Origin of the sequence: Bradyrhizobium sp. ARR65, from assembly GCF_000472385.1 — a bacterium.
In the GTDB taxonomy this organism is placed as follows: Bacteria; Pseudomonadota; Alphaproteobacteria; order Rhizobiales; family Xanthobacteraceae; genus Bradyrhizobium.
Genome location: NZ_AWZU01000001.1, coordinates 402751 through 423070, shown reverse-complemented (window position 1 = coordinate 423070; position 20320 = coordinate 402751). Strand labels below are relative to the sequence as shown.

Below are 20320 nucleotides of genomic sequence, written 5' to 3'. Positions count from 1 at the left end.
GTCATACCCAGTTCTCATGAGGAGCGTCGGATGAACAGCTCGATCCTCGGAATACACGCGTGCCTCGTTGCGTTGAGCATTTCAGTCGCGCATGCGGCTCAAGCCGAGCCCCCCCGATCCTGCCAGCTTCATCCTGTGCTGCTTGAGGATTTCAACGACTTCAGCATCGCATCCAGCCGGATCGGTCCCGCGCGATGGACAGCCCACACGCCTTGGGGTGGCGATTTCGGCGATGCGAGGTTCGCGGATCCGGGACTGGGAGGACCGTTCAAGGTTGAGAACGGAATGCTCTCAATCACGGCTTGGAAAGATCGGGAGGGCCGGTGGACGTCCGGCCTGATCGCCGCGGCCGATGCTTCCGGCGCGGGCAGCGGGACACGTTACGGCTATTTCGAAGCGCGGATGAAGATGCCGCCAGGCCCTGGCACGTGGCCTGCATTCTGGCTCGCCGCGCTGAAGCCCGCGAACGTTTCTGACGGCAACGTCGAAATCGACGTCATCGAATATTATGGGCAGTTCACGTCCGTTTATCAGTCCGTCCTGCACATTTGGTACAAGGACCCGCAAAAGCACCGCGGCAATGCCGAGAAGATCGCCGTGCCGGACGGCTCATTGGTGCAAGACTTTCACACATATGGTGTCGATATCTCGCCGCAGGCGATCGTGTTCTTTCTCGACCGCAAGCCTGTCTGGAGCCAGCCAACGCCTCCCGAACTCGATGGACCGCTCTACCCCCTGGTAAATCTCGCGCTTGGAAGCGGCTGGCCGATCGACAAGACACCCAACCCCTCCACGCTGCTCGTCGACTATGTCCATGTCTACGGGCGCGACGCCGGCCCTCCGGAAGGGTGTCCTCCGGGGCCCACTGTTTTGCCGCCGGATGTCCCGAACAAACACTAACTCTTTCGGACCGAGGCCATACGCATGAAAGCAATGCTATGAAAGTCGCCATCGTTCATTACTGGCTCGTCGGCATGCGAGGCGGCGAGAAGGTGATCGAAGCTCTCTGCGAAATGTACCCGCAGGCGGACATCTACACGCATGTCTATGTTCCGGAGATGGTCTCGGAACGGATCCGCCGTCATCGCATCATTCCCACCTTCATCAATCGACTGCCGCGCGCTGCGCGTATGTACAAGACCTATCTGCCCCTGATGCCGCTGGCTCTCGAGCAGCTTGATCTCCGCGACTACGATCTCATCATCAGCAGTGAATCAGGCCCGGCCAAAGGCATCATTGCCCCATCTAGCGCGGTCCATGTCTGCTATTGCCACACGCCCATGCGCTACATCTGGAACATGTATCACGACTACCGAGCAGGTGCTGGCCTCTTGGCGCGATGCATGATGCCCACCCTCACGCATTACCTGCGGATGTGGGATGTCGCTTCGGCCGCGCGCGTCGACAGCTTCGTGGCGAACTCCGCCACCGTCGCGGACCGCATCCGCCGCTACTACGGCGCTGCCTCGACGGTTATTTACCCCCCGGTCGATACGGAAGCGTTCTCGACAGCGGCCTCATCCGAAATCGGCGACTACTATCTCATGGCTGGCGAGCTGGTTTCCTACAAGCGACCAGACCTTGCCGTGCAGGCCTTCAATGAACTCAAAATGAAGCTCGTTGTGATCGGAGGCGGCGAAATGCTCGGCGAGCTGCACCGCCTCGCAGGTCCGACCGTTTCGGTATTGGGACCGCAACCGTTTGACGTGCTCAAGGAGCACTATGCCCGATGCCGCGCGCTGATCTTCCCCGGTGAGGAAGACTTTGGAATGGTGCCGGTCGAGGCGATGGCGAGCGGACGTCCTGTTGTTGCGTTCGGACGCGGAGGTGCGAAGGAGACGGTGGCAAAAGGCCACACAGGCGTATTCTTCGAAAAACAAACGGTCGAGGCAGTGATACAAGCCGTCAGGAGCCTCGCTCACATGGATATCAACTCCGAAAGGATAGCAGCCCACGCCAGACAATTCGGCCGCGAACAATTCTTTCGCAAGATGCGCATCCACATCGATTCCCTGCTGGCCCAACGGTCGGATGCCGCCGAGCCGAAGCTGGCCAGGATCTGACCGGTCGAATGACACCAGAGAGGACCAATTGAGCCCCATTTCCGGTCATGTGCGCGAGTACTTCTTGAGCAGAGCCGCCGCAAATATGTGCTCAGTCAGGCTGGACCACCAAGCCTTGTCGGGTCTGGGCCGAATTCGTAATCTTGTACAAGGTCTTGCAGCAATCTAAGGTTCTTCGCTGATTGATCTTGGCGGATCGACCAAAGGGTGAATTCGCGCTATCGTCTGACATCCTGCCGTCAAATTGGACCGTAAGATACCGCTGACGGTCATCGAAAGTATGTTAGGCTTATTGACTTATACTTGTTTATAAACTCGAGTTGAGGGCCGTGCATGAACATTGCCGGTGGGTTTCGATCCTTTACAGCCGCTGCCGACGCGCCCGATCTCGGAACACGATCTCTCGTGCATCTGCGCGATTTCCTAAGCCGCGAATGGCGAGTCATCGCGCTGGCGACCGCTTTGTCCTTGGCTGTCGGCGCAGCCTACGTCGCGACCGCACCGCGCAAATACACCGCGCAAACGGACATGATCATCGACACCAAGAAGATTACTTGGACCCACAGTGACATGTCCGCGGAAACACGCACTGTCGATGATGCCACCGTGGAAACCGAACTGGAGACGACCAGATCTGAAAGAGTCGCCAATGCTGTCGTTCGCCAGCTTAATCTGACCAAAGATCCGGAGTTCGTCGGGCCTGGGCACGGAATCAAGGCCCGCATTCTCGCCCTGTTCAGGCGCGGTCCCGAGCAGACGCCATCAAGCGACGAGCTCACGCGGCGCGCACTTTCCGTGATCAAGGAAAATCTGCGCGTGACCCGATTGGGGCGCAGTTACGTCGAGCAGATTGCGTACACATCCCTCGATCCGGAAAAGGCCGCCAAGATCGCGAACACGTTTGCAGAGGCCTACATCGAGGACCAGTTGCAAGCGAAGTATGAACAGACCCGGCGGGCGAGTGAATGGCTCGAGAAACGGATCGGCGAGCTCCGCCAGCAGGCCAGCGACGCGTACAAGGCGGTTCAGGACTTCAAGGCCGAGAACAGCATCATCATCGGCGTGGACGGCAAGCTGGCAAGCGACGTCGAGTTGGACCAGCTTGGGATTGCCCTGGCCAAGGCTCGTGCCGACACCAGCCAGGCCAGAGCAAAGCTCGAGCGCATCCAACGTGTTCTCGAGCAGCGCCCAAACAATACCGATGACTTCAGCATTCCCGACCCGGTCGTCACGGATGCGTTGAGCAGCCCCGTCATCACAAAGCTGCGTCAGCAATTCCTCGATGACCAGAACAAGCAGGCGGAATGGAGCGCCAAGTATGGCGCCAATCACATTGCGGTCAAAAATCTGCGCGCGGAAATGGCCGCGCTGCAGAACTCGATCTGGGACGAGATTTCTCGCATAGCGGAGAGCTACAAGAGCGAGCTCCAGATCGCCAAGAGCCAGGAAGAAGCCATCGACAAGCGGATGCTCGAGGTCTTCCAGAAGTCCGGCGCGACGAGGCAGGCACAGGTCCGTCTGCGCGAGCTGGAAACCGGTGCCAATACCTATCGCGGAATCTACGAGACGTTCCTGTCGAGATTCACGCAATCCGTGCAGCAGCAGTCATTTCCTTCGACTGAAGCCCGCGTGGTGACCGATGCGCCTGTTCCGCGCGCCCCGAGTTCGCCAAAGATCGCCATAACTCTCGCGTTTGCGGCCCTCTGCGGACTGGGCTTAGGGGTGATGTCTGCGATCGCCCGCGAGCAACTGCTCAACCGCCAGATTCACACCCGCGATCAACTGGAAAAACTGCTCGGCACGAGCTGCCTCGCGGTCTTGCCGGCGATAAACAAGCCGATCGGCAAAGCCTGGGGCAAAAATTCGAACGCACTTACCCAGATCAGCGAGGCCCCGCCATTCTCGGCGACCGCTGAAGCCTTGCGGTACATCAAGGTCGCTATTGATCTTCACCCGACTGGAGCCAAGGTCATAGGCATCACATCGGCGCTTCCCGGTGAGGGCAAAACGACAATCGCGGCTGCGTTTGCGGCTTTCCTGGCAAAGGCAGGCGCGCGCACTCTGCTGATCGACGCCGACTTGCGCAGATCGTCCCTATCTCGCGTGCTCGGCCATAATGAGGGACCGGGACTGATCAACATCATCGGGGATGGCTTGGACTTCGCAGATGTCGTAATCGCAGATCCGAAGTTCAAGTTCGACGTATTGCCGTCTCCCAGCGCACTCAGGGCTCCCAACAGCGCCGATACGCTGAATGCGCCGGCCATGAGGAACCTGCTGAAAAAGGCTGCCGGTTACTATGACTATGTCATTTGCGACCTGCCCTCAGTCCTGCCCGTCGTAGACGTCAAGGCAACTGCACATCTTTTCGACGCGTTCGTTCTGGTCGTGGAATGGGGCAACACATCCACCAATGAGATACTGAACGCGGTACGCTCGTCTCCGCTCGTCTCCGAACGCCTGCTGGGGGCTGTTCTTAACAAGGCCGACGAGACGTTCATGCACCGCTTCGAGGGCCATTCAGACCGGCGCTACGCCTACTACATGGAAGAGGTGACTGGCGCAGATGAAATAAGCGCCACTGCCCGCAATTAACGATAATCTGGTGCTCTCGACCTGGCCCCTCGCGGTCATCGGCTGGCCCTTGCGCGGCGAGAACCACGTCTGGATCGCAGCACCCAACTGCAAATTGTGGCCTCTCAACGCCTCACGGAATATTTATGCGGCCGCACACTGAAGTTTTTGGCAGTGCGCCAATATGGACCGCCCCGGACGCCTTCAAATTAAGCAAATTGGCTGGAGGCACGACAGAATCATGACGCAGCCAATTCAACATTATGTCGAATTCCTGGTGGGATTAACATACGTGATGCTTTCGGTTGCACTGATCGGAAAACCGCGGTCGCTTGCCAAAAATTTAAACTTGTGTAAATTGTGCACCGCGCACTAACCTGTAATTGAGGAAGACGTTGAAAATTTTTTGGCGTGCTGGGCGGGGCGTAAATTAGTTTGTGATTTTGCCTGTGGAGTACCGCTATGGCCGATTTGGTCGATACTCGTGGCATATTGCGTTTTATTTCGGCGGATACGCCACATCCGATTGGTTCAGTACCGAAGAGATTGATTGATATTGTTTTGGCGCTGTTAGGAATTTTTTTATTGGCGCCACTCTTGGTGATTTGTTTCGCTGCCACGGTCCTCTCTTCTCCGGGGCCCGCACTCTTTCGTCATCGCCGTATCGGCTTCAACGGCAAGACTTTCGAGTGCCTGAAATTCCGGACAATGCGACCGGACGCGGCTGAACGCCTGCAGCGGCTGCTCGATTCCGATCCAACCGCCGCCGCCGAGTGGGAAGCGAGTCATAAGCTGCGCTGCGATCCGCGTGTCACGATGATCGGAGCGTTGTTGCGGAAATCGAGCCTCGATGAACTGCCGCAGCTCTTCAATGTCCTGCGCGGTGACATGAGCATTATCGGTCCCCGTCCCGTTACCGAAGAAGAGCTGGCTCGCTATGCGGGCGCGGTCTCGGCCTATCTCGCCTGTCGACCTGGAATCACGGGACTTTGGCAGGTCAGCGGCCGCAGCACGACCACGTATGCCAAGCGTGTCGAGTATGACACGTTCTATGCGGAGAACTGGTCCCTCGCCCTCGACACCAAAATCCTGGTCGTCACGATCCCCGCCTTATTCTCCGACGGCGCCTATTGATCGGCTCCGTCATGCTCAATTACGTCAAAGGAGGAACGGGGTTGAACACCTCTGGTCAAAGCCGCGCGCTCGCGCACTCGCATATGCAAGCGCAACCGAGTGCAAGAGACTCCAAATCTTCGTCTAGACCGAACGATCAAAAGATCATCATGTATCTGCTGGCCGGCCTTATCGTGTCTGCGATGGTAAGCTGGCTCGGATTCATAGGCTGGGGCCTTGTCGTAGTGCTTAAACGGCTGCTGGCTTTCTGAGCTGAGAGCCATTCGTCAAGGGAGAGAAACTAACGATGAGCGTCCATTCTCCATCTAGCGGTCGCGCAGCTTTCGAGCCAATTTGTTCGAACTGCAAGACCGTGGCGGTGACGTTCGACTGCGCCGAAGGAGCATTGGACGATACTCCTGTCTTTTGCGGCAATTGCGGTCGCTTACGCGGGCTGATCGGCGCCATCAGAAGATTGGCTCATCAGCCCACAGCTCAAGTTGGCTCACGGCGCTGAAACGAGCTGATGTCTAGTCAGATCCGCCTTGAGGTCTAAAGCATGTCTGGACAACCCGCTGTCCTTGTAACCGGAGGAGCCGGATACATCGGAGCGCACGCGTGCAAAGCGCTCGCAGAGGCCGGCTTTTCCCCTGTCTGCTACGACAGCCTCGAAACCGGACACCGCGAGTTCGTGCGTTGGGGCACCTTCGTACACGGCGACATCCGCGATCAGGCAAAGGTCAGGGAAACTCTGCGGCAGCACCAAATCGTGGCGGTGATGCACTTCGCGGCCTTCAGCCTCGTCGGCGAATCGGTCGCCGATCCGCAAAAATACTATCAGAACAACCTTGCCGGTACGCTGACGCTGCTGGCCGCGATGCGTGAGGCTGGCTGCAACCGACTGGTCGTGTCGAGCACGGGGGCCGTCTATGGAGAGGTCCCGAGCGGCCTGGTAAGCGAAGCGCGGGAATGTAAACCGATCAATCCTTATGGCGCCTCGAAATGGATGGTCGAGCGGCTCCTCGCTGATTACCGGTCTGCTTACGACCTGACTGCGTTCTGCCTGCGCTATTTCAACGCATGCGGCGCCGACGAGTCCGGCTCGATCGGAGAACGCCGAAAGTCGGAGACTCATTTGATCCCTCGCGCCATGATGGCGCTCCAAGGGCACCTAGCCGACTTCGCGATATTCGGTGACGACTACCCGACGCCGGACGGCACCGCGATCCGTGACTACATTCACGTCACAGATCTCGCCGATGCTCATGTGAGTGCGCTACGGCTTCTGCTCAAAGGCCACAAGGGAGGCAGCTTCAATCTGGGGACCGGATCTGGCTTCTCGGTCCGGCAAGTGCTGGCAGCGATTGCCGCAGAGACTGGCCGGGAGGTGCCGCGGACCATTATGCCACGTCGCCCCGGTGATCCGGCCGAACTCGTCGCTGATCCGTCGCGCGCGCGCAGAACGCTCGACTTCTTGCCCGCTCGCTCAGATCTGAGAACCATCGTGCGCTCCGCCTGGGCCTGGCACCAAAAGGCCCATCCGCGCATAAGCTGAATAAAATTGGCTGTGGCCGGGCCCGACAAACCTATTGGGACGAACAGTTGCCACTGCGGAGTGCGGCTTCGGCCTTTACCGTCGAATCGCGCGCGGTCGGCTGATAATCAAAGCCGCCTTGACGACCGATTGACTCGATCCCGAACGCGCGCAGTGCGGCGATAGCTTTTCGTGCACGGTCATCGGCATTCTTCGTGTAAATCGGATAAGCATTCCCGAGCGTGTGAGAGCCCTCGAGTTGCAGATCCCCCGCAAACAAGCCGTTCCTGGCAACATGCTCTCTGAAGTCGCGCTCCGCTTCGGCCACATCGCCGCCTACGCCATCGGCGTTGACCTCCACAGCAAAGAATTCCCGGCCGCGGCACCTTCCGTAAAAATCCGAATGAACGGTCAGACGCTTCCACGCCCCTTGATTTGAAAAATTGTACAAGATCGATTGGTTGAAGCCACGTGCGCCTGAAAAGCTGTAAAACAGGCTTATCAGCGTCACCGTATGAAGGTCATCTTCCGGTGCAATTCCGCAAAGCCTCTGGGTACTGGTGAGAGGAATGGTGGATATAAGGCGCCTGCACGCAACTTCACGATTCCCGGCTACGATGGTGAAATGCTCATCTTCCTTTCGAATGCGATCGAGCTTAGTGCCAAGGAGGAATTTCGCTCCTCGCCCCTCCAGCCGCTCCATCGCGCGTTGATAAAGATAAGCAAATCCCTCTCTTGGCCGGGCAAGCTGCCGATTGGTCGGAGGGCTGGGAGGAGACATCAATTTTCGGACAAGGTTCCGCAGAGTTGCGTGCTCCTTGATCCATAGCATGCGCTTTTCGGCGAATTTTATATCGACTTTCTCGGCGGGAACCCCATAGAAGCGGTCCACATAATGTTCGAGTCCAGAGCGATCAAACAACCTGGCTCCGATCCAGAAGGTCGCAAAATCCTTCGCGTTGGCCATTTGACTAGGAATTAATCGGGCAAGAAGGACGGAAGATAGTATGCGGAACCACTCTACTGGTCCGGCAAGGAAAAGATCATCCCTGATTGAGATGGGATAGTGAGTAACGATCCCGTATGGAGTGAGCCGGCCCCAGGACGGGCTTATCGGAACGTAGAGCGGCAGCAGCTCGGGAAAATGTGCCAATAACGGCGAGTCATCCTGGAAAATGTAGCTGCCAACATCGAATGTATAGTCACCAATTTGGCAGTCGATGTGATTTCCGCCGCAGTGAGAGTACTCGTCGACCACGAGTACATTCTGAGCTCCCTGTTGAAGTAAAATAGAGGTCGCGACAAGACCGCTGATCCCAGCGCCCAAGACGATTGCATCGAAGCGATCGAGGTTAACGCTGTCAGCGATCATGGCGCTAGGATGCATCCTCCCCAGGGAGATCGTTTGGCTCGAAAGCGAAGATGGCGAACAACTAAAGTAGGAACGAGCAAGAATTTTAGGATGAAAACCGGTTGATGAATACTACTTTGTGATCCGCGGCCGACGCAAGCTAACATGCTCGGGAAAAGCCAGCCCTTTCGGCACCGACGACCTCGCATTGGCTTCCCTGCTCTAGTTCCGTATTTCACTCGCCCGCCCCATCTTCAGTCAAATGTGCAGCCTGTCCGATAACTCCATATTTGCGCAAGGCAATCGCTGAACCATCGATGCACTCGAGCGAGCCCGCTCGGCTAAGAGTGTGCAACCGCCAGCCTGGCCAATGACGATCAGGCCTGATCACCCGTTCGACGACCTGCTCAAATCCGTCGTCATCAATACGGCTGACCCTGGCAAGCCCGAGCGCCGCGCCGTAGCGCTGCTCGCAATCCTGGACCACTCGCCACAGCACTCCGTTTCGGAGTACCGCCGGTCCCGCCGAGCGGGCGGATTTGCCATCAATCAGCACTGGGTTTCCGACATGAGGTAGCCAGGGGCCGAAGAGAGAATTTGCTCGAAAGAGATGCAGGGCATCAGAAACCGCTCTTCCGCCGCTCGCCACCGTCGTGAACAGCCAGAACCGGTCGTCGACTTGTACGATGATGCTATCGCTGGCCTCGATGCCCGTTACGAGGTCGGCTTCCTTGACCCATCGTGACGGAAAGCCATCAGCCCTGTATAGCGATATTGTGCGGTTTTCCGAGCTTTCCGGCAGCATCCAGAGCGCCTTCTGGTGTTGGAATACGTATGGAAACGAAAGGTGCCACGGCTCTCTCAAGACGGGCACGATCTCACCCACCGGTCCGCCGGCATCGAATGCCACCGCTGAAATCTGTCCCTTGCCTCGCCGATGATCAAAATCCTCAAAAAAGAGGCAGGTCTTGCCTTCCCATGTTGCGGGAAAGGGATCGGCAAAAAAACGAAACGGCTCGTTGCGCAAGACACTCCAGGCCGTGCCGCCAAGGTTTCCGCGGCTCNAGACATCATCGTCGTCCGCAACAAAACGCCAGCCGATGCGCCAATGTGGAGAGTAGAAAATGCGACGAAAAATCGACCGTCCGGCCGCTTTCGCCAAGTGAGGAAGCAGGCTTCCAATCGACATAAATTTCACCAAAATGGTGGATCTGGAGATATTATAGTTTTCGGACCGTTTGATTAATCAAGCTATTTCCAGCCATGCGATGAAAGTCGTTCATATTGCTCCGCACTTTAATAACTGCGGCAATGGCGTCGTGAACGTAGCCGTCGATCTCGCCTGCATGCAATCGCGGATCGGGATCGATGTCGTGTTTGTAGGGGCGGGCGGTTCCTTCCGTGAGTTGCTTACGCGGGAGGGAGTGACCGTTCATTCGATCGAGGTGAGTTCAAAACGACACCTTCTCTCGACGTACCGCAACTTGCGCCGTGTAGTCGGCGAGTTCGATCCCGACATCGTGCACGCTCATATGATCCCGGGCGCGCTGTTTGCTTATGTTCTCAAACGCGGCGCCCGCTTCAAGCTCATTACGAGCGTGCACAATTCCGGACGTTTTGGTACGCCGCTGATGTCGGTTGGAGACATCTCGATTTGCGCCAGCAACTATCTTGCTGCCGAAATGCGTGCGCGCGGAATACCTTCGCGGAAGATCCGTGTCGTGCTCAACGGACCTTTGGGATCGCCGCGCGAATCTTCGTCCTCCAGGGACGTCACCCTCAAGCGTCCGGCAGTGATCACGATCGCAGAATTGGTGACCTTCAAGGGTCTCGGTGACTTAATTGCGGCCTTTTCTATCGTGGCCGCCAAGTCGCGCGACGCCCATCTTTACATCGTGGGGGCCGGCCCCGAACGCTCCAAATTCGAGCGTCAGGCGCTCGCGAGTTCTTGTGCGGACCGCATCACATTTTGCGGTTCAATCGCGGATCCAGCATCCCACCTTCGAAGCGCGGACATATTTGTTCTGGCATCTCACCGTGAGGGTTTCGGCCTGGTGCTAGCAGAGGCACGACAAGCGGGCTGCGCAATCATCGCGACCCGAACGGGAGGAATTCCGGAGGTCCTGGACCGCGGCTCGGCAGGCATTCTGGTCCCTGCGCATTCTCCGGCTCACTTGGCCGAGGCATTGACCCATCTGATTGAAGACGCCGATCTGCGGCAGACCTGGCGTGCCAACGCCAGCCGCAATCTTGAATGGCTCGCATGTCTACGGGCCGCCAAAGAGACGCTTTCCGTCTACAATGAGGCCTGTGGCGTATCGGCCTGACCTGCTCGCCGGTTTACGCAATCTGCGTGTTGCGGCGATCAAGACCGTTTCCGGGGAGCGACTGTCTCCTGGGACTTACCGCCCGCGGCAACGCCATACTCCATCGGATAGCTGTGGTCACAATGATTTCGTCCGCGTCTGATTTAATTAGATGTCGGCGTGTGGACGGCCAGTTCCGCCGCTAACTACCATAAGTTGATGATCTGATCAGATTCTCTTATGCTAATATGCGGATGCCATTGCCCTTCGGGAAATAGCCATGGTGGACAATTTTTTCATCGTCAGAGATTTCGACTGGCAAGTGCGGAGATCGTCTCACCTTGACCGAGCGCTGAATATCGCGGCAAAGCCGTTTGGCATGAGAGCCGACACTGCAGGATGCATCGATCGGCTCATCCGGAGATTTACCGGGCTCTCATTCGCCGCCACGCGATCGGGCGTGTCGACAAACGTTGAGCAGCGCATCAACATGTACCATCTCGTTTCGCAAACGCTGGCCTACAACGTCGAAGGAGACCTGGTCGAGATCGGCTGCAACGAAGGACAGTCCTCTGTTCTAATCGCGAAGGTCCTGCGAAGCTTTCATTCCGATAAGAAGCTTCATGTGTATGATAGCTTCGAGGGACTTCCCGCCACCAAACTCGTCGATGGCCACTCGTACAAGCAGGGTGATCTGGCAACATCCGAAGACGTTCTTCGCAAGCACTTCAACCTGCACGGGCTCGAATTGCCGACGATACACAAAGGATGGTTCGACCAAACTCTCCCAGCCGGGCTGCCGGAAAAGATAAGCTTCGCATACCTGGATGGAGACCTCTATGATTCCATCATGATCAGTCTAAAGCATGTCTATCCGCGATTGAGCGCCGGCGCCGTTTGTTTGATCGACGATTATTGTGACACGGCAATCAACCCCGATGGCTGGAATCACCTGCCAGGGGTGAAAAAAGCTTGCGATGAATTCCTGAGAAATAAGCCGGAGCAGATCTGCTACGTTTATTCTGGTGCCTTCACGCACGGATTTTTCCGCAAGCTCTGACCTTGCCGTGCCGAAAGCCCGCTGACTGTTTGACGCTGGAGCCCAGAACCGATCGCCTCGCACCGAATCAGGCACGCGACGTCCACTGCCTAGGCTGATCACGCGCCGACGTCGACTGCCAATCCCGCCCTCGAGAGCGGAGCTCCCGCATGATCCACCGCTTCGCCTGCAGCTCGGCGTCCGCGCATCCGGGGAGATCTTCGCACCTTCGATCTTCCAGGACTTTGTGATCCCGATCACAGGCTACTCAAAGCAATCAATATACACTCCTTCCATTCGATACTGGCTTCCAGGAAACCGAGATGGATGATGATTTTTGCCGGGAACGGGCGAGGACCGTCCGCGCCCTTGCCGAAAATGCCGATCCCCTGATCAAGAAGCGCCTTCTTGATTTGGCCAGACATTACGAACGGCGCATTGCGATCGGCAGAAACACCATCAGCGCTGATGACAAGGCCACGAACCCGGACCAACGATGATGATTGCGGACGAATGGTTTGGGCTCGGTTCGCGGACCATTCGGCATCCTGAGGCTCCAGCGTCCGGGTAGGCGTAGTCGCCCGAGGCGCATATTACGGCATCTGGCCGGGCTTAGCTTCCAGACGACATCTCGGGCGTCCAGTCTCGGCAGCCGGATGCTCGGTCCAATCTCACGTCTCTAACGCGGCCGGCGAGTGACGGCAAAGCCAGCGATGGTCCCACCTCTGCGGAGGGACAAGGGTGCTGTTGCGGCGCGCTCCACGGATCGGATGCGAACGACAGCCACGGGTTAAGCACCCGTCCCGCTGATGACAAGGACCGCGGAATTCGATTACTCGCGGCCCCGCTGCTGGCGCGCGAACGCGTGGCGCGGATTGATCCCGCAGTAAGAAGACGTGCCGGAGGCGGCTGCCCTGCACTGCTGCAGGGTCGAGAACTGGCAATTACCAGGATAACCCCAGTGGCTGCCTCGGAGGCAGTAGCGCGCCGCGACTGCGGGCGAGACGGATCCGACCGTGGCCAAAACCAAAGAGACGGAGATGACAGCGAGTGGAATTCTGCGCATCGAAACTGCTCCTGCTTGTGGTCTCGAGGTTAGATTGCTGATAGCCGAGACATTCCTTGCGATCTGGATCAGCGGCCTTTCAATTGCGGCCGTACGTGTACTTTCGCGATGGTTCTAAACGACTGCGGGGGCCATGCTCACCTGTTGTGATGTGCAAAAGAATCACCGCATCGACTGATGTCGGCGGACACAAGTACCAGCTCGTCCGCTAATGGACGCGCGGCATTGTTCCTCGGTGGCGTACATACAATGGAGAACCCCTTTGTGTCGCGCGCACCACTGCCGCTCTTGAGCATTCCCCGATGTCGGCAGGATCGTGACGCCCAGCATCACCACAATCCCAGTTGCCAGCAAGATCAATATTCGCATCTTCGTTCCTCCCTGATCAAAGTGATCAATCAGAGCCGGGCTTTGGCTAGCCCGCGCATTCGCCAGGCGGCCTCCTCACGTTCGCGCAGCGCCCCGGCCGGGCGGCCCACCATCATCGCGGCCCATCGCAAACAGCGGAATTCTTTGCTCGGCGGCGGGGTCTCCCTCCGGCACTTCAACTGCGGGCGCTCAGCAATATTTCACTTAGTCGCCCTCCTGAGGGACGGACAATGCACCTTTCCGGAACTCGGGATATCGGGTAATTGCCTGATCAACGATGGGGAATCTCCTAAAGCGCGATGGGATTAGCTGAATAGCTATCGCGCTTTGGGTTCTTGTTTGAGCATGATCTTTTCGGAAAATCGCTTCACACTTTTTTCGGATCATCCTCTAGACTACTGCCTACGGCATCGGAGGACCTGCTTGCACACACGCGGTCGAGCGGCCGCGAAGGCATCGCCCTCAAGAAGCCATAAGATTGTCGCGTTCGGCGAACGAACTCCGGTGCCTGCGCAGATGCTGCGCGCGTTAGGGCGCGATCAACTTCTTACGGATGGCATAGCGTACGAGTTCGGCGGTCGACGAGATCCCGAGCTTGCGCATGACCGCTGCGCGATGTGTCTCCACCGTCTTCACGCTGAGATTCAAAATGGAGCTGATGGACCTGTTGGTATGCCCCTCCGCGATGAGCTGAACGACGTTCTGCTCCCGCAATGTGAGGAGCATTTTGGATTTGTTCTGCTTGTTCTGCTGATAGTCGTGAAGCAATTTCTCCAGCAATGCGCTGGTAAAGTACGGCCGGTGACCGAGCAGTTCCTCAATCGCGGAAATAAGATGCTTCTTGGCGTCCGATTTGAACAGAAATCCACGAACTCCGGCCAGAATGGCTTCGGTCAGAATCTCCTCATTTTCATGCATTGTTAGAATGAGTACTTCCGTGCGCGGACGAAGCGAGCTGATGCGACGACTGACTTCCAAGCCGTTCATGACAGGCATCGAATAGTCAATGATCGCGACATCCGGCTTGGTTTCCAGCGCCAGCGCAACGGTCTGCTCACCGTCGATGGCTTCTCCAGCAACAACCCAGTTGGTATGACTTTCGACGATCGCGCGAAGTCCGGAGCGCACGACTTCATGATCGTCCGCGATCAAGATGCGTTTCACGGCGCCGTTCCTGAAATGCTTTGCCCATAGGGGGTCGGGGCGACAACCGGTAGCAAGACCGGCTTGATCATACTGATCAGCCTCCGAACAGTTATCCTGTCAAACCCCTATAATTCGGAGTGAATTTACCCACGCTTGCCTCGCGAGCCGCCCGTTCGCAACAAGCAGCTGCGACGGCAGCCAACGCTCAATTCACCGATCCCCCTCGTAGCCGCTCGGCCTCTAGCCGATCAGCTCCGGTTCGGCCATGTTGTCATGCTTCCACCAGTTTGGCGCGAACCGCATATCGAACCAGACCGGCAGTCGAATTCAGGTCCAGCTTGCGCATCGCCGAGGCCCGGTGCGCTTCCGTCGTCTTAACGCTGAGATTCAGGATCGCGCTGATGCTCTTGTTGCTGTAGCCCTCAGCGACTAGTTTGACGACAAGTTGCTCGCGCGGCGAGAGCGCTTGGTGACCATTTCTGGCTCTGCTCGATCCGGCATTTACCTCGCCCGAGAACCTGCCGCTCCAGAACGGCTTATGCGCCAATAGCGACTCAACCGCTCCCAGCAACAGCCTGTTCGCATCCGATTTCACCAGGAATGCCCGGGCGCCAGCCTGAAACGCCTGCTGTGCAAGCAGGCTGGAGTTGTGCACCGTGAAGATCAGGACCTCGGTGTGCAACGGATATTCCCTGATCCGCCGCGCGACTTCCACTCCCGTCATGCGGGGCATGGAGAAATCCACGATCGCGACGTCGGGGCGATTTTCGATTGCCGCCGAAAGCGCTTTGGTCCCGTCGTTCGCCTCGGCAACCACCGACCAGTCCACATGTTGCTCTAGAACCGCTCGCAATCCCGTCCGCACGGCTTCATGATCATCGGCGATAAGAATCCGCTTCATCGCGGGACTCTCCCACTCGTTGCGCGCAGCGTAGCGCCCTCGCGCTCAACTTCCTTGCATCAGGACGTGGTGTGCTCCGTTCTGACGAACACGGCTTTTCGGTCGGCTGCGTGGTGTTCTCGCAGGTTCATCCGGAAACACGGCGCATAATGTGGTCCCCGGACGTCCCGCCTCCGGTGCGGATTGAATCTCAAGCCAGCCTCCCAGTTGCTGCAGCCTGACTTGCATGGCTGGAATGCCCACGCCGGGCGGCATCGCTCTGGTGCCGCATCGCGCCCGGCCAACTGGCATTCCGCGCCCGTTGTCACTTATTCTCAACTGAAAATGGCCGCACTTCAATTCGATCTTGATTTCGACCTCCGTTGCTTTGGCGTGTCGAAAGACGTTCGTGAGCGCCTCTTGAACAACTCGCAGCAACGAGTGCTGCTTCTCGTAACACAGCCGATCAATCTCGGATGAAATCTCAGTCGTGACTTTCAAGGATGTGCGCGCCGCGAAGCCGCCGGCATATTGTTCGATCGCTGCCTTCGCCCCGTCAGCTGTCAGGTCCTGGGGGTGTAGCAGATAAGCAAAAGCTCTAATTTCCTTAAGTGCCTGATCAATCGACGCGTCAATTTCGTCGCAAAGCTTGTCCGCACCGGCCGGGGCACGCAAAATGGGACGAATCCGCATGACGCTTAGGCTGGCAGCGATCAAGTGTTGACAAGTTGAATCGTGAAGGTCGGATGCGATCCGCTGCTGTATACCCTGCTGAATTGATAGCAACCTTCCGTCCATGTCTGGACGGGCCTCCGACTCGCAGTCACGGCCACCTTCGCTTAATCTCCGGTGGCAGCCAATCAACCTGACAATCTTGCCTGTAACGGCATCGTAGACGGGACTCACGACTGTCTCGATAGTTCGGAGCGGATGGCCAAAGGAGAGGCGCTGCCGGATTCGGACTTCGATACCTTTCGCACGACAGGCGTCGAGGATGTCACGGATCGACTTCGCATCCTCGCTGGCCAGACACTCGCCGATTTCCATCTCGCGGATATCTTCGGACGAAATTCCGAGCAGAGTTTCGAAAGCTGGGTTTATGGCTTCGTAGACAAATCGCCCTCGGGATAGCGGGCACACGGCAAAGAGACAATCCGTAGCGTGTTTCCAATAAAGCCGGTCGCTCGCTTCACACGGACCAATGCCTGCACACTGTTGGACATTGATTCGATTGGGTCCGCGAGCGGAAGAGCTGCGTGGCTTCACGGCGTGCCCCCTTTCTCTTGTGACTTTGTACACATCGCGGGGCCGGCAACAACTATACACCCTAAGGTAGTTTCACACCAACACAAATTGGCCGCAGTATAAATCACAGATTGTACTTAGGGTCGGGTTGCGCGCCGGCCCCATCGGCGTACCAGGCATGTTCTCGACCGTCATCGCTCTCACGAGCGGCGAGCCGCGGCACGCCGGATTTGTGACGGCCACAATCTGTTAGATCATGATCCAGAGTTCCACCGGAAGTTCCCGGGGCCGGATAGCTGTTCCCTTCAGTTCCGCCCAACCGCGAAGTTCAATCCGGGCACTTGCTACGCGGCCGACAGCCATTCCGCTGGAACAGGCGGCGGAGGCTCGGCTGGAGGCTCCCAGCTAGGGCAAGCAGTTCTCGTGGGCGACGAAGACGCCACCAGTTCTCGGATACATGCGCAGTGCGCGTGCTGGTCCGAGCCGGGACAACGCGGCTAGCGGCTGCTCCCGCCGCTCGTCTTGGATCTACTCTTTCCCTTCGCAGTTGGAGCAGGCTGCTGGATCGGCTGGATGGCTCATCGATCCGGCCGAGGCCGACCCGGTTGAGAACGATCTGATTATCGAGTATCCACTTCCTGGCTTCGGAAATCGCGACAGTGTCCGTGAGCAGGTTGTGCATTTCGACAACCTCGATGCCGCGATCGCGCGTCTTCTGCATGAAATCGAGATGATCGCGCTTGGCGTTATCGACCCACAACACGTCGTCGAAGAGCAGAGTATCGCAGTTGGAAGGCGTCACCCAATAGGACACGTTGCCTATGCAGCTTCCGATCCAATAGCCAAACGCTGAAAGAAAACCGCGATAATCGCCGAATCTCGCTTCGCATAGGCGTAAACGCTAGCATCCAGATCAGGCTCTCATTCGGCTAAGGCCTGAAACACTCGTGCCAGGGTGTACATGCCTCCGACGGCGAGGCACCAGGGCGAAGATGGCTCCGAAAGGACCGGTTGCGATGCCGAACGTGCGAGGCAATGAGAAGATGCCGGAGCCGACCATGGATCCGACCACCATCCTAATCAGCGCAAACAGCGAAAGTTTTTGGATCGGGAACGCCATTCCCCGCATATCACCAGACATTCACTCGACTACCGGCGGCGGAGACATTCTTTCGCTTGCTCTACCAGTTCGCAGGTCATCTAATCGCAACGACCTTTCGCATGACCAAGCCGCCACTCGTGGCGGACATTCCCTGCGTGCTCCGAGCATGGCACGGTCCGCACCGTGCGATTTGCTGCCGCTACTTCCTACAGACAAACCCGGATGTCCGAGCAGGAAAGCCGCCGATAAGCTTTGCCTTGATCGGGACGCGGGCATCCCGCGTCCGCGCCTTTGCTGGTCCCGCGATCGCTTGCGGGAAGATCTTGAGCTGCGATGGCACCGATATCGAATGGATTTGATCCAAAGCTCTCGCGAGCAGCGCTGGTGATCGGGTCGATGATCGGCTCCGGCATCTTTGCGCTGCCGGCTTCGTTCGGGCGTGCGACGGGGGCGCTGGGCGCCGTCATCGCCTGGGCTATCGCGGGTATCGGCATGCTGATGTTGGCACTCATGTTTCAGACGCTGTCTCGCCGCAAGCCCGACCCGGATGCGGGCATCTATGCGTATGCCAGGGCCGGGTTCGGAGACTATTTGGGCTTTGCCTCCGCGGCGGGCTACTGGATCGGCTGTTGCCTTGCCGACGTCGCCCGTCTCATTCTGATCAAGGCCACGCTGGGACAGTGCTTTCCGATCTTCGGCGACGGCACGACGCCAACCGCAATTGCGGCGGCATCTGCGCTTCTACGGCTTGAAACTGGCATGGACAGGCGAGACTTACGCGGTCAACCAGCGGGCTCGCAGGATCGAATGGATCCGCTCGGCGATGGCGACAATTTACACCGCCGGCATGATTTACGCGGGTGGCCTCAAATTTCTTCTGTCCGCGATCCTGTATGCACCCGGAACATTGCTGTTCCTGCTCGCGAAACGCGAACGGAAGCAGCGGATATTCAAGCCTATCGAGGCTGGTGTGTTTGCCGCGATCTTGATCGCGGCGTGTGCCGGAGTCTACGGCCTCGCGATCGGAGCCATTTCAATTTGATCGCTGGGCAGCATCGCAAGGAAACAGCGATTTGGAAGCTGCGAATTGAAGCCGGGAATAGTTGTTAACCGAAGGAGGAAAGAGTGAAGATCAACGCTGTAGGCGGCGCTCTCATTGCGGCGGTACTGCTGCTGGTCGCGGCGCTCTCACCCAAGTCCGTGGCGCAGACGAATGACGCCAACGTCTCCGCGCCGAAGAGCGCCGCTCCTGCTGCCAATACGCCCAACACCAACACGGCCTTGCCCAAACACCGGTACTGGCGTTTTCGTGGCGGAAAACATCCGCACTATGGCAGTCGGCGAGTTCGTACCTACACCGCGAGGTGAAAAGTCACGCAGCCGCCGATCGAGCGCGATCGGGATCAATCTGTTGGCAGGGTGACCAATCTGCTCCTTTGGGAAACAGCCGTGCGATGATGTCAACTCCCGGCCATGGAGCGTTCCGAAGCGGGCCGCGTTTAGTCCGTCCGAACAGATGCAATGTGGCCGCCCTGCCTCCCGACAGATGAGCGGCGGCGCTCCGCGCCCCGATCGGAACATTCCTCCCTTTCGCTCAGGGTTTCGCCTGATGTCGTTCTCGAACGTCGAAGGCTACCATCCAGGAAGTTCCTTCGAAGCTCCCAGGGTATTTCGCCGAGACCCGTGCAATCGTTATCGCGCGCATTCGGGAGGACTGCATGACGGTCTACGGCACCAGCTCCAGCCTTCAGACCCTGCGTCCGCCGCCACTCTGGATCTGTAGCCTTCTTGGCATCGTCATGATCGCCGCCGGCATCTTTGCGCTCAGCGACGTGACGTTCGCGACCATGATCAGCGTCAAGTTGATCGGACTTACGGTCATCGCCGCAGGCGCGTTCGAGATTGTTCATGCGTTCTGGAGCAAAGGATGGGGCGGGTTCGTCTGGCAGATACTTCTGGGCACGATCTATCTGGCTTTTGGGCTGGTGCTGCTAAGCGAGCCGACCGCAGGCGCACTGATATTGACCTCTCTGCTCGCGGCGCTGCTGCTGGCGTCGGGCATCATCCGAGGCGTCCTCAGTTTCGCCTACTGGCGGCAAGGCGGATGGATGATGCTGATCTCCGGCGCGTTCGGCGTGCTCGCCGGTCTTTTGATTTTGTTCGGAATCCCGGACATCGGCCTCTGGGCCCTGGGATTTGTGCTTGGCGTCGATCTGCTTTTTCATGGGGTCGCATGGCTGCTATACGCGTTTCAATCGGTGCGAGGAACTGTGTGAGTGAGGAGGAAATCATGAACGCACAAAGTCGTCGCGCTTTCCTTCGTCTCATCCCCGGTGTCGTCGCTACTGCAGCTATAGGCGCCTCAAGCGTCAGTCTCATTGACAGTGCAGAGGCAATGCCCGCCGCGCCTGATCTGCAGGAAATCGAAAAATCGTCGCCGCCCGCTACGCAAGCGCAGTGGGGACCCCGACGTCCGGGTTGGCGCCGACCACCACCGCGAACTCGCCGCAGGCGGCGCTGGGTTTGCTGGTG

Annotated in this window: 17 protein-coding genes and 2 pseudogenes; 11 read left to right on the top strand and 8 right to left on the bottom strand. The window is 58.0% G+C overall.

The window, feature by feature from the left end; translation table 11 throughout:
* Positions 1–30 precede the first annotated feature (30 nt).
* From F758_RS0102135 to galE, 5 genes are all read left to right on the top strand, one after another.
* Complete coding sequence (locus tag F758_RS0102135) at positions 31–900, top strand: glycoside hydrolase family 16 protein (protein WP_024506295.1); 870 nt, start codon at positions 31–33, stop codon at positions 898–900.
* Positions 901–938: 38 nt separating this feature from the next.
* Complete coding sequence (locus tag F758_RS0102130; protein WP_024506294.1) at positions 939–2063, top strand: glycosyltransferase; 1125 nt, start codon at positions 939–941, stop codon at positions 2061–2063.
* Between the two features lie 333 nt (positions 2064–2396).
* Positions 2397–4658 (top strand): AAA family ATPase, encoded by a 2262-nt coding sequence (locus F758_RS0102125; protein WP_024506293.1) that lies wholly within the window; start codon positions 2397–2399, stop codon positions 4656–4658.
* Between the two features lie 441 nt (positions 4659–5099).
* Positions 5100–5771: a sugar transferase gene (locus tag F758_RS0102120; protein WP_051386609.1), complete on the top strand. Its 672-nt coding sequence runs from the start codon at positions 5100–5102 to the stop codon at positions 5769–5771.
* Positions 5772–6309: 538 nt separating this feature from the next.
* The gene (galE, locus tag F758_RS0102110; RefSeq protein WP_024506290.1) at positions 6310–7305 is read left to right on the top strand and encodes a UDP-glucose 4-epimerase GalE; all 996 of its coding nucleotides are present in this window, start codon (positions 6310–6312) and stop codon (positions 7303–7305) included.
* Positions 7306–7336: 31 nt separating this feature from the next.
* Here the strand turns inward: galE and F758_RS0102105 are convergent, their stop codons facing one another.
* Together F758_RS0102105 and F758_RS53140 are read right to left on the bottom strand one after the other, a co-directional pair.
* Entirely contained in the window at positions 7337–8656 is a 1320-nt protein-coding gene (locus tag F758_RS0102105; RefSeq protein ID WP_024506289.1) for an NAD(P)-binding protein, read from the bottom strand.
* A 214-nt stretch (positions 8657–8870) separates the two neighbouring features.
* Complete coding sequence (locus F758_RS53140; RefSeq protein ID WP_157449821.1) at positions 8871–9824, bottom strand: glucosamine inositolphosphorylceramide transferase family protein; 954 nt, start codon at positions 9822–9824, stop codon at positions 8871–8873.
* Between the two features lie 49 nt (positions 9825–9873).
* Between F758_RS53140 and F758_RS0102095 the strand changes: the two genes are divergently transcribed.
* From F758_RS0102095 to F758_RS49220, 3 genes are all read left to right on the top strand, one after another.
* Entirely contained in the window at positions 9874–10962 is a 1089-nt protein-coding gene (locus F758_RS0102095) for a glycosyltransferase family 4 protein (protein WP_210200093.1), read from the top strand.
* A 259-nt stretch (positions 10963–11221) separates the two neighbouring features.
* Complete coding sequence (locus F758_RS0102090; RefSeq protein ID WP_245286391.1) at positions 11222–12001, top strand: TylF/MycF/NovP-related O-methyltransferase; 780 nt, start codon at positions 11222–11224, stop codon at positions 11999–12001.
* Between the two features lie 302 nt (positions 12002–12303).
* On the top strand, positions 12304–12480 hold the full coding sequence (locus tag F758_RS49220; RefSeq protein ID WP_157449820.1) for a hypothetical protein: 177 nt from the start codon (positions 12304–12306) through the stop codon (positions 12478–12480).
* A gap of 332 nt (positions 12481–12812) precedes the next feature.
* Here F758_RS49220 and F758_RS47310 read toward each other — a convergent pair whose 3' ends face one another.
* The 6 genes and pseudogenes from F758_RS47310 to F758_RS51530 form a co-directional block, all read right to left on the bottom strand.
* Complete coding sequence (locus F758_RS47310) at positions 12813–13046, bottom strand: DUF3551 domain-containing protein (RefSeq protein WP_084305016.1); 234 nt, start codon at positions 13044–13046, stop codon at positions 12813–12815.
* A 162-nt stretch (positions 13047–13208) separates the two neighbouring features.
* Positions 13209–13415, bottom strand: a complete 207-nt coding sequence (locus F758_RS47305; protein WP_084305014.1) for a DUF3551 domain-containing protein — start codon at positions 13413–13415, stop codon at positions 13209–13211.
* A gap of 528 nt (positions 13416–13943) precedes the next feature.
* The gene (locus tag F758_RS0102075) at positions 13944–14579 is read right to left on the bottom strand and encodes a response regulator (protein ID WP_024506285.1); all 636 of its coding nucleotides are present in this window, start codon (positions 14577–14579) and stop codon (positions 13944–13946) included.
* A 253-nt stretch (positions 14580–14832) separates the two neighbouring features.
* Positions 14833–15462: a response regulator gene (locus tag F758_RS0102070; protein ID WP_024506284.1), complete on the bottom strand. Its 630-nt coding sequence runs from the start codon at positions 15460–15462 to the stop codon at positions 14833–14835.
* 45 nt (positions 15463–15507) lie between these two features.
* On the bottom strand, positions 15508–16488 hold the full coding sequence (locus F758_RS0102065) for a sensor histidine kinase (RefSeq protein WP_157449819.1): 981 nt from the start codon (positions 16486–16488) through the stop codon (positions 15508–15510).
* Positions 16489–17263: 775 nt separating this feature from the next.
* Positions 17264–17806: pseudogene (locus F758_RS51530) on the bottom strand (arginine deiminase family protein); the annotation flags it as partial.
* 315 nt (positions 17807–18121) lie between these two features.
* Here F758_RS51530 and F758_RS53135 point away from each other — a divergent pair.
* From F758_RS53135 to F758_RS0102040, 3 genes and pseudogenes are all read left to right on the top strand, one after another.
* Positions 18122–18532, top strand: a pseudogene (locus tag F758_RS53135) (amino acid permease); the annotation flags it as partial.
* A gap of 381 nt (positions 18533–18913) precedes the next feature.
* The gene (locus tag F758_RS43150; RefSeq protein WP_035720432.1) at positions 18914–19156 is read left to right on the top strand and encodes a hypothetical protein; all 243 of its coding nucleotides are present in this window, start codon (positions 18914–18916) and stop codon (positions 19154–19156) included.
* A gap of 350 nt (positions 19157–19506) precedes the next feature.
* Positions 19507–20064, top strand: coding sequence for an HdeD family acid-resistance protein (locus F758_RS0102040; RefSeq protein ID WP_024506278.1), 558 nt, complete (start codon positions 19507–19509; stop codon positions 20062–20064).
* Positions 20065–20320 lie beyond the last annotated feature (256 nt).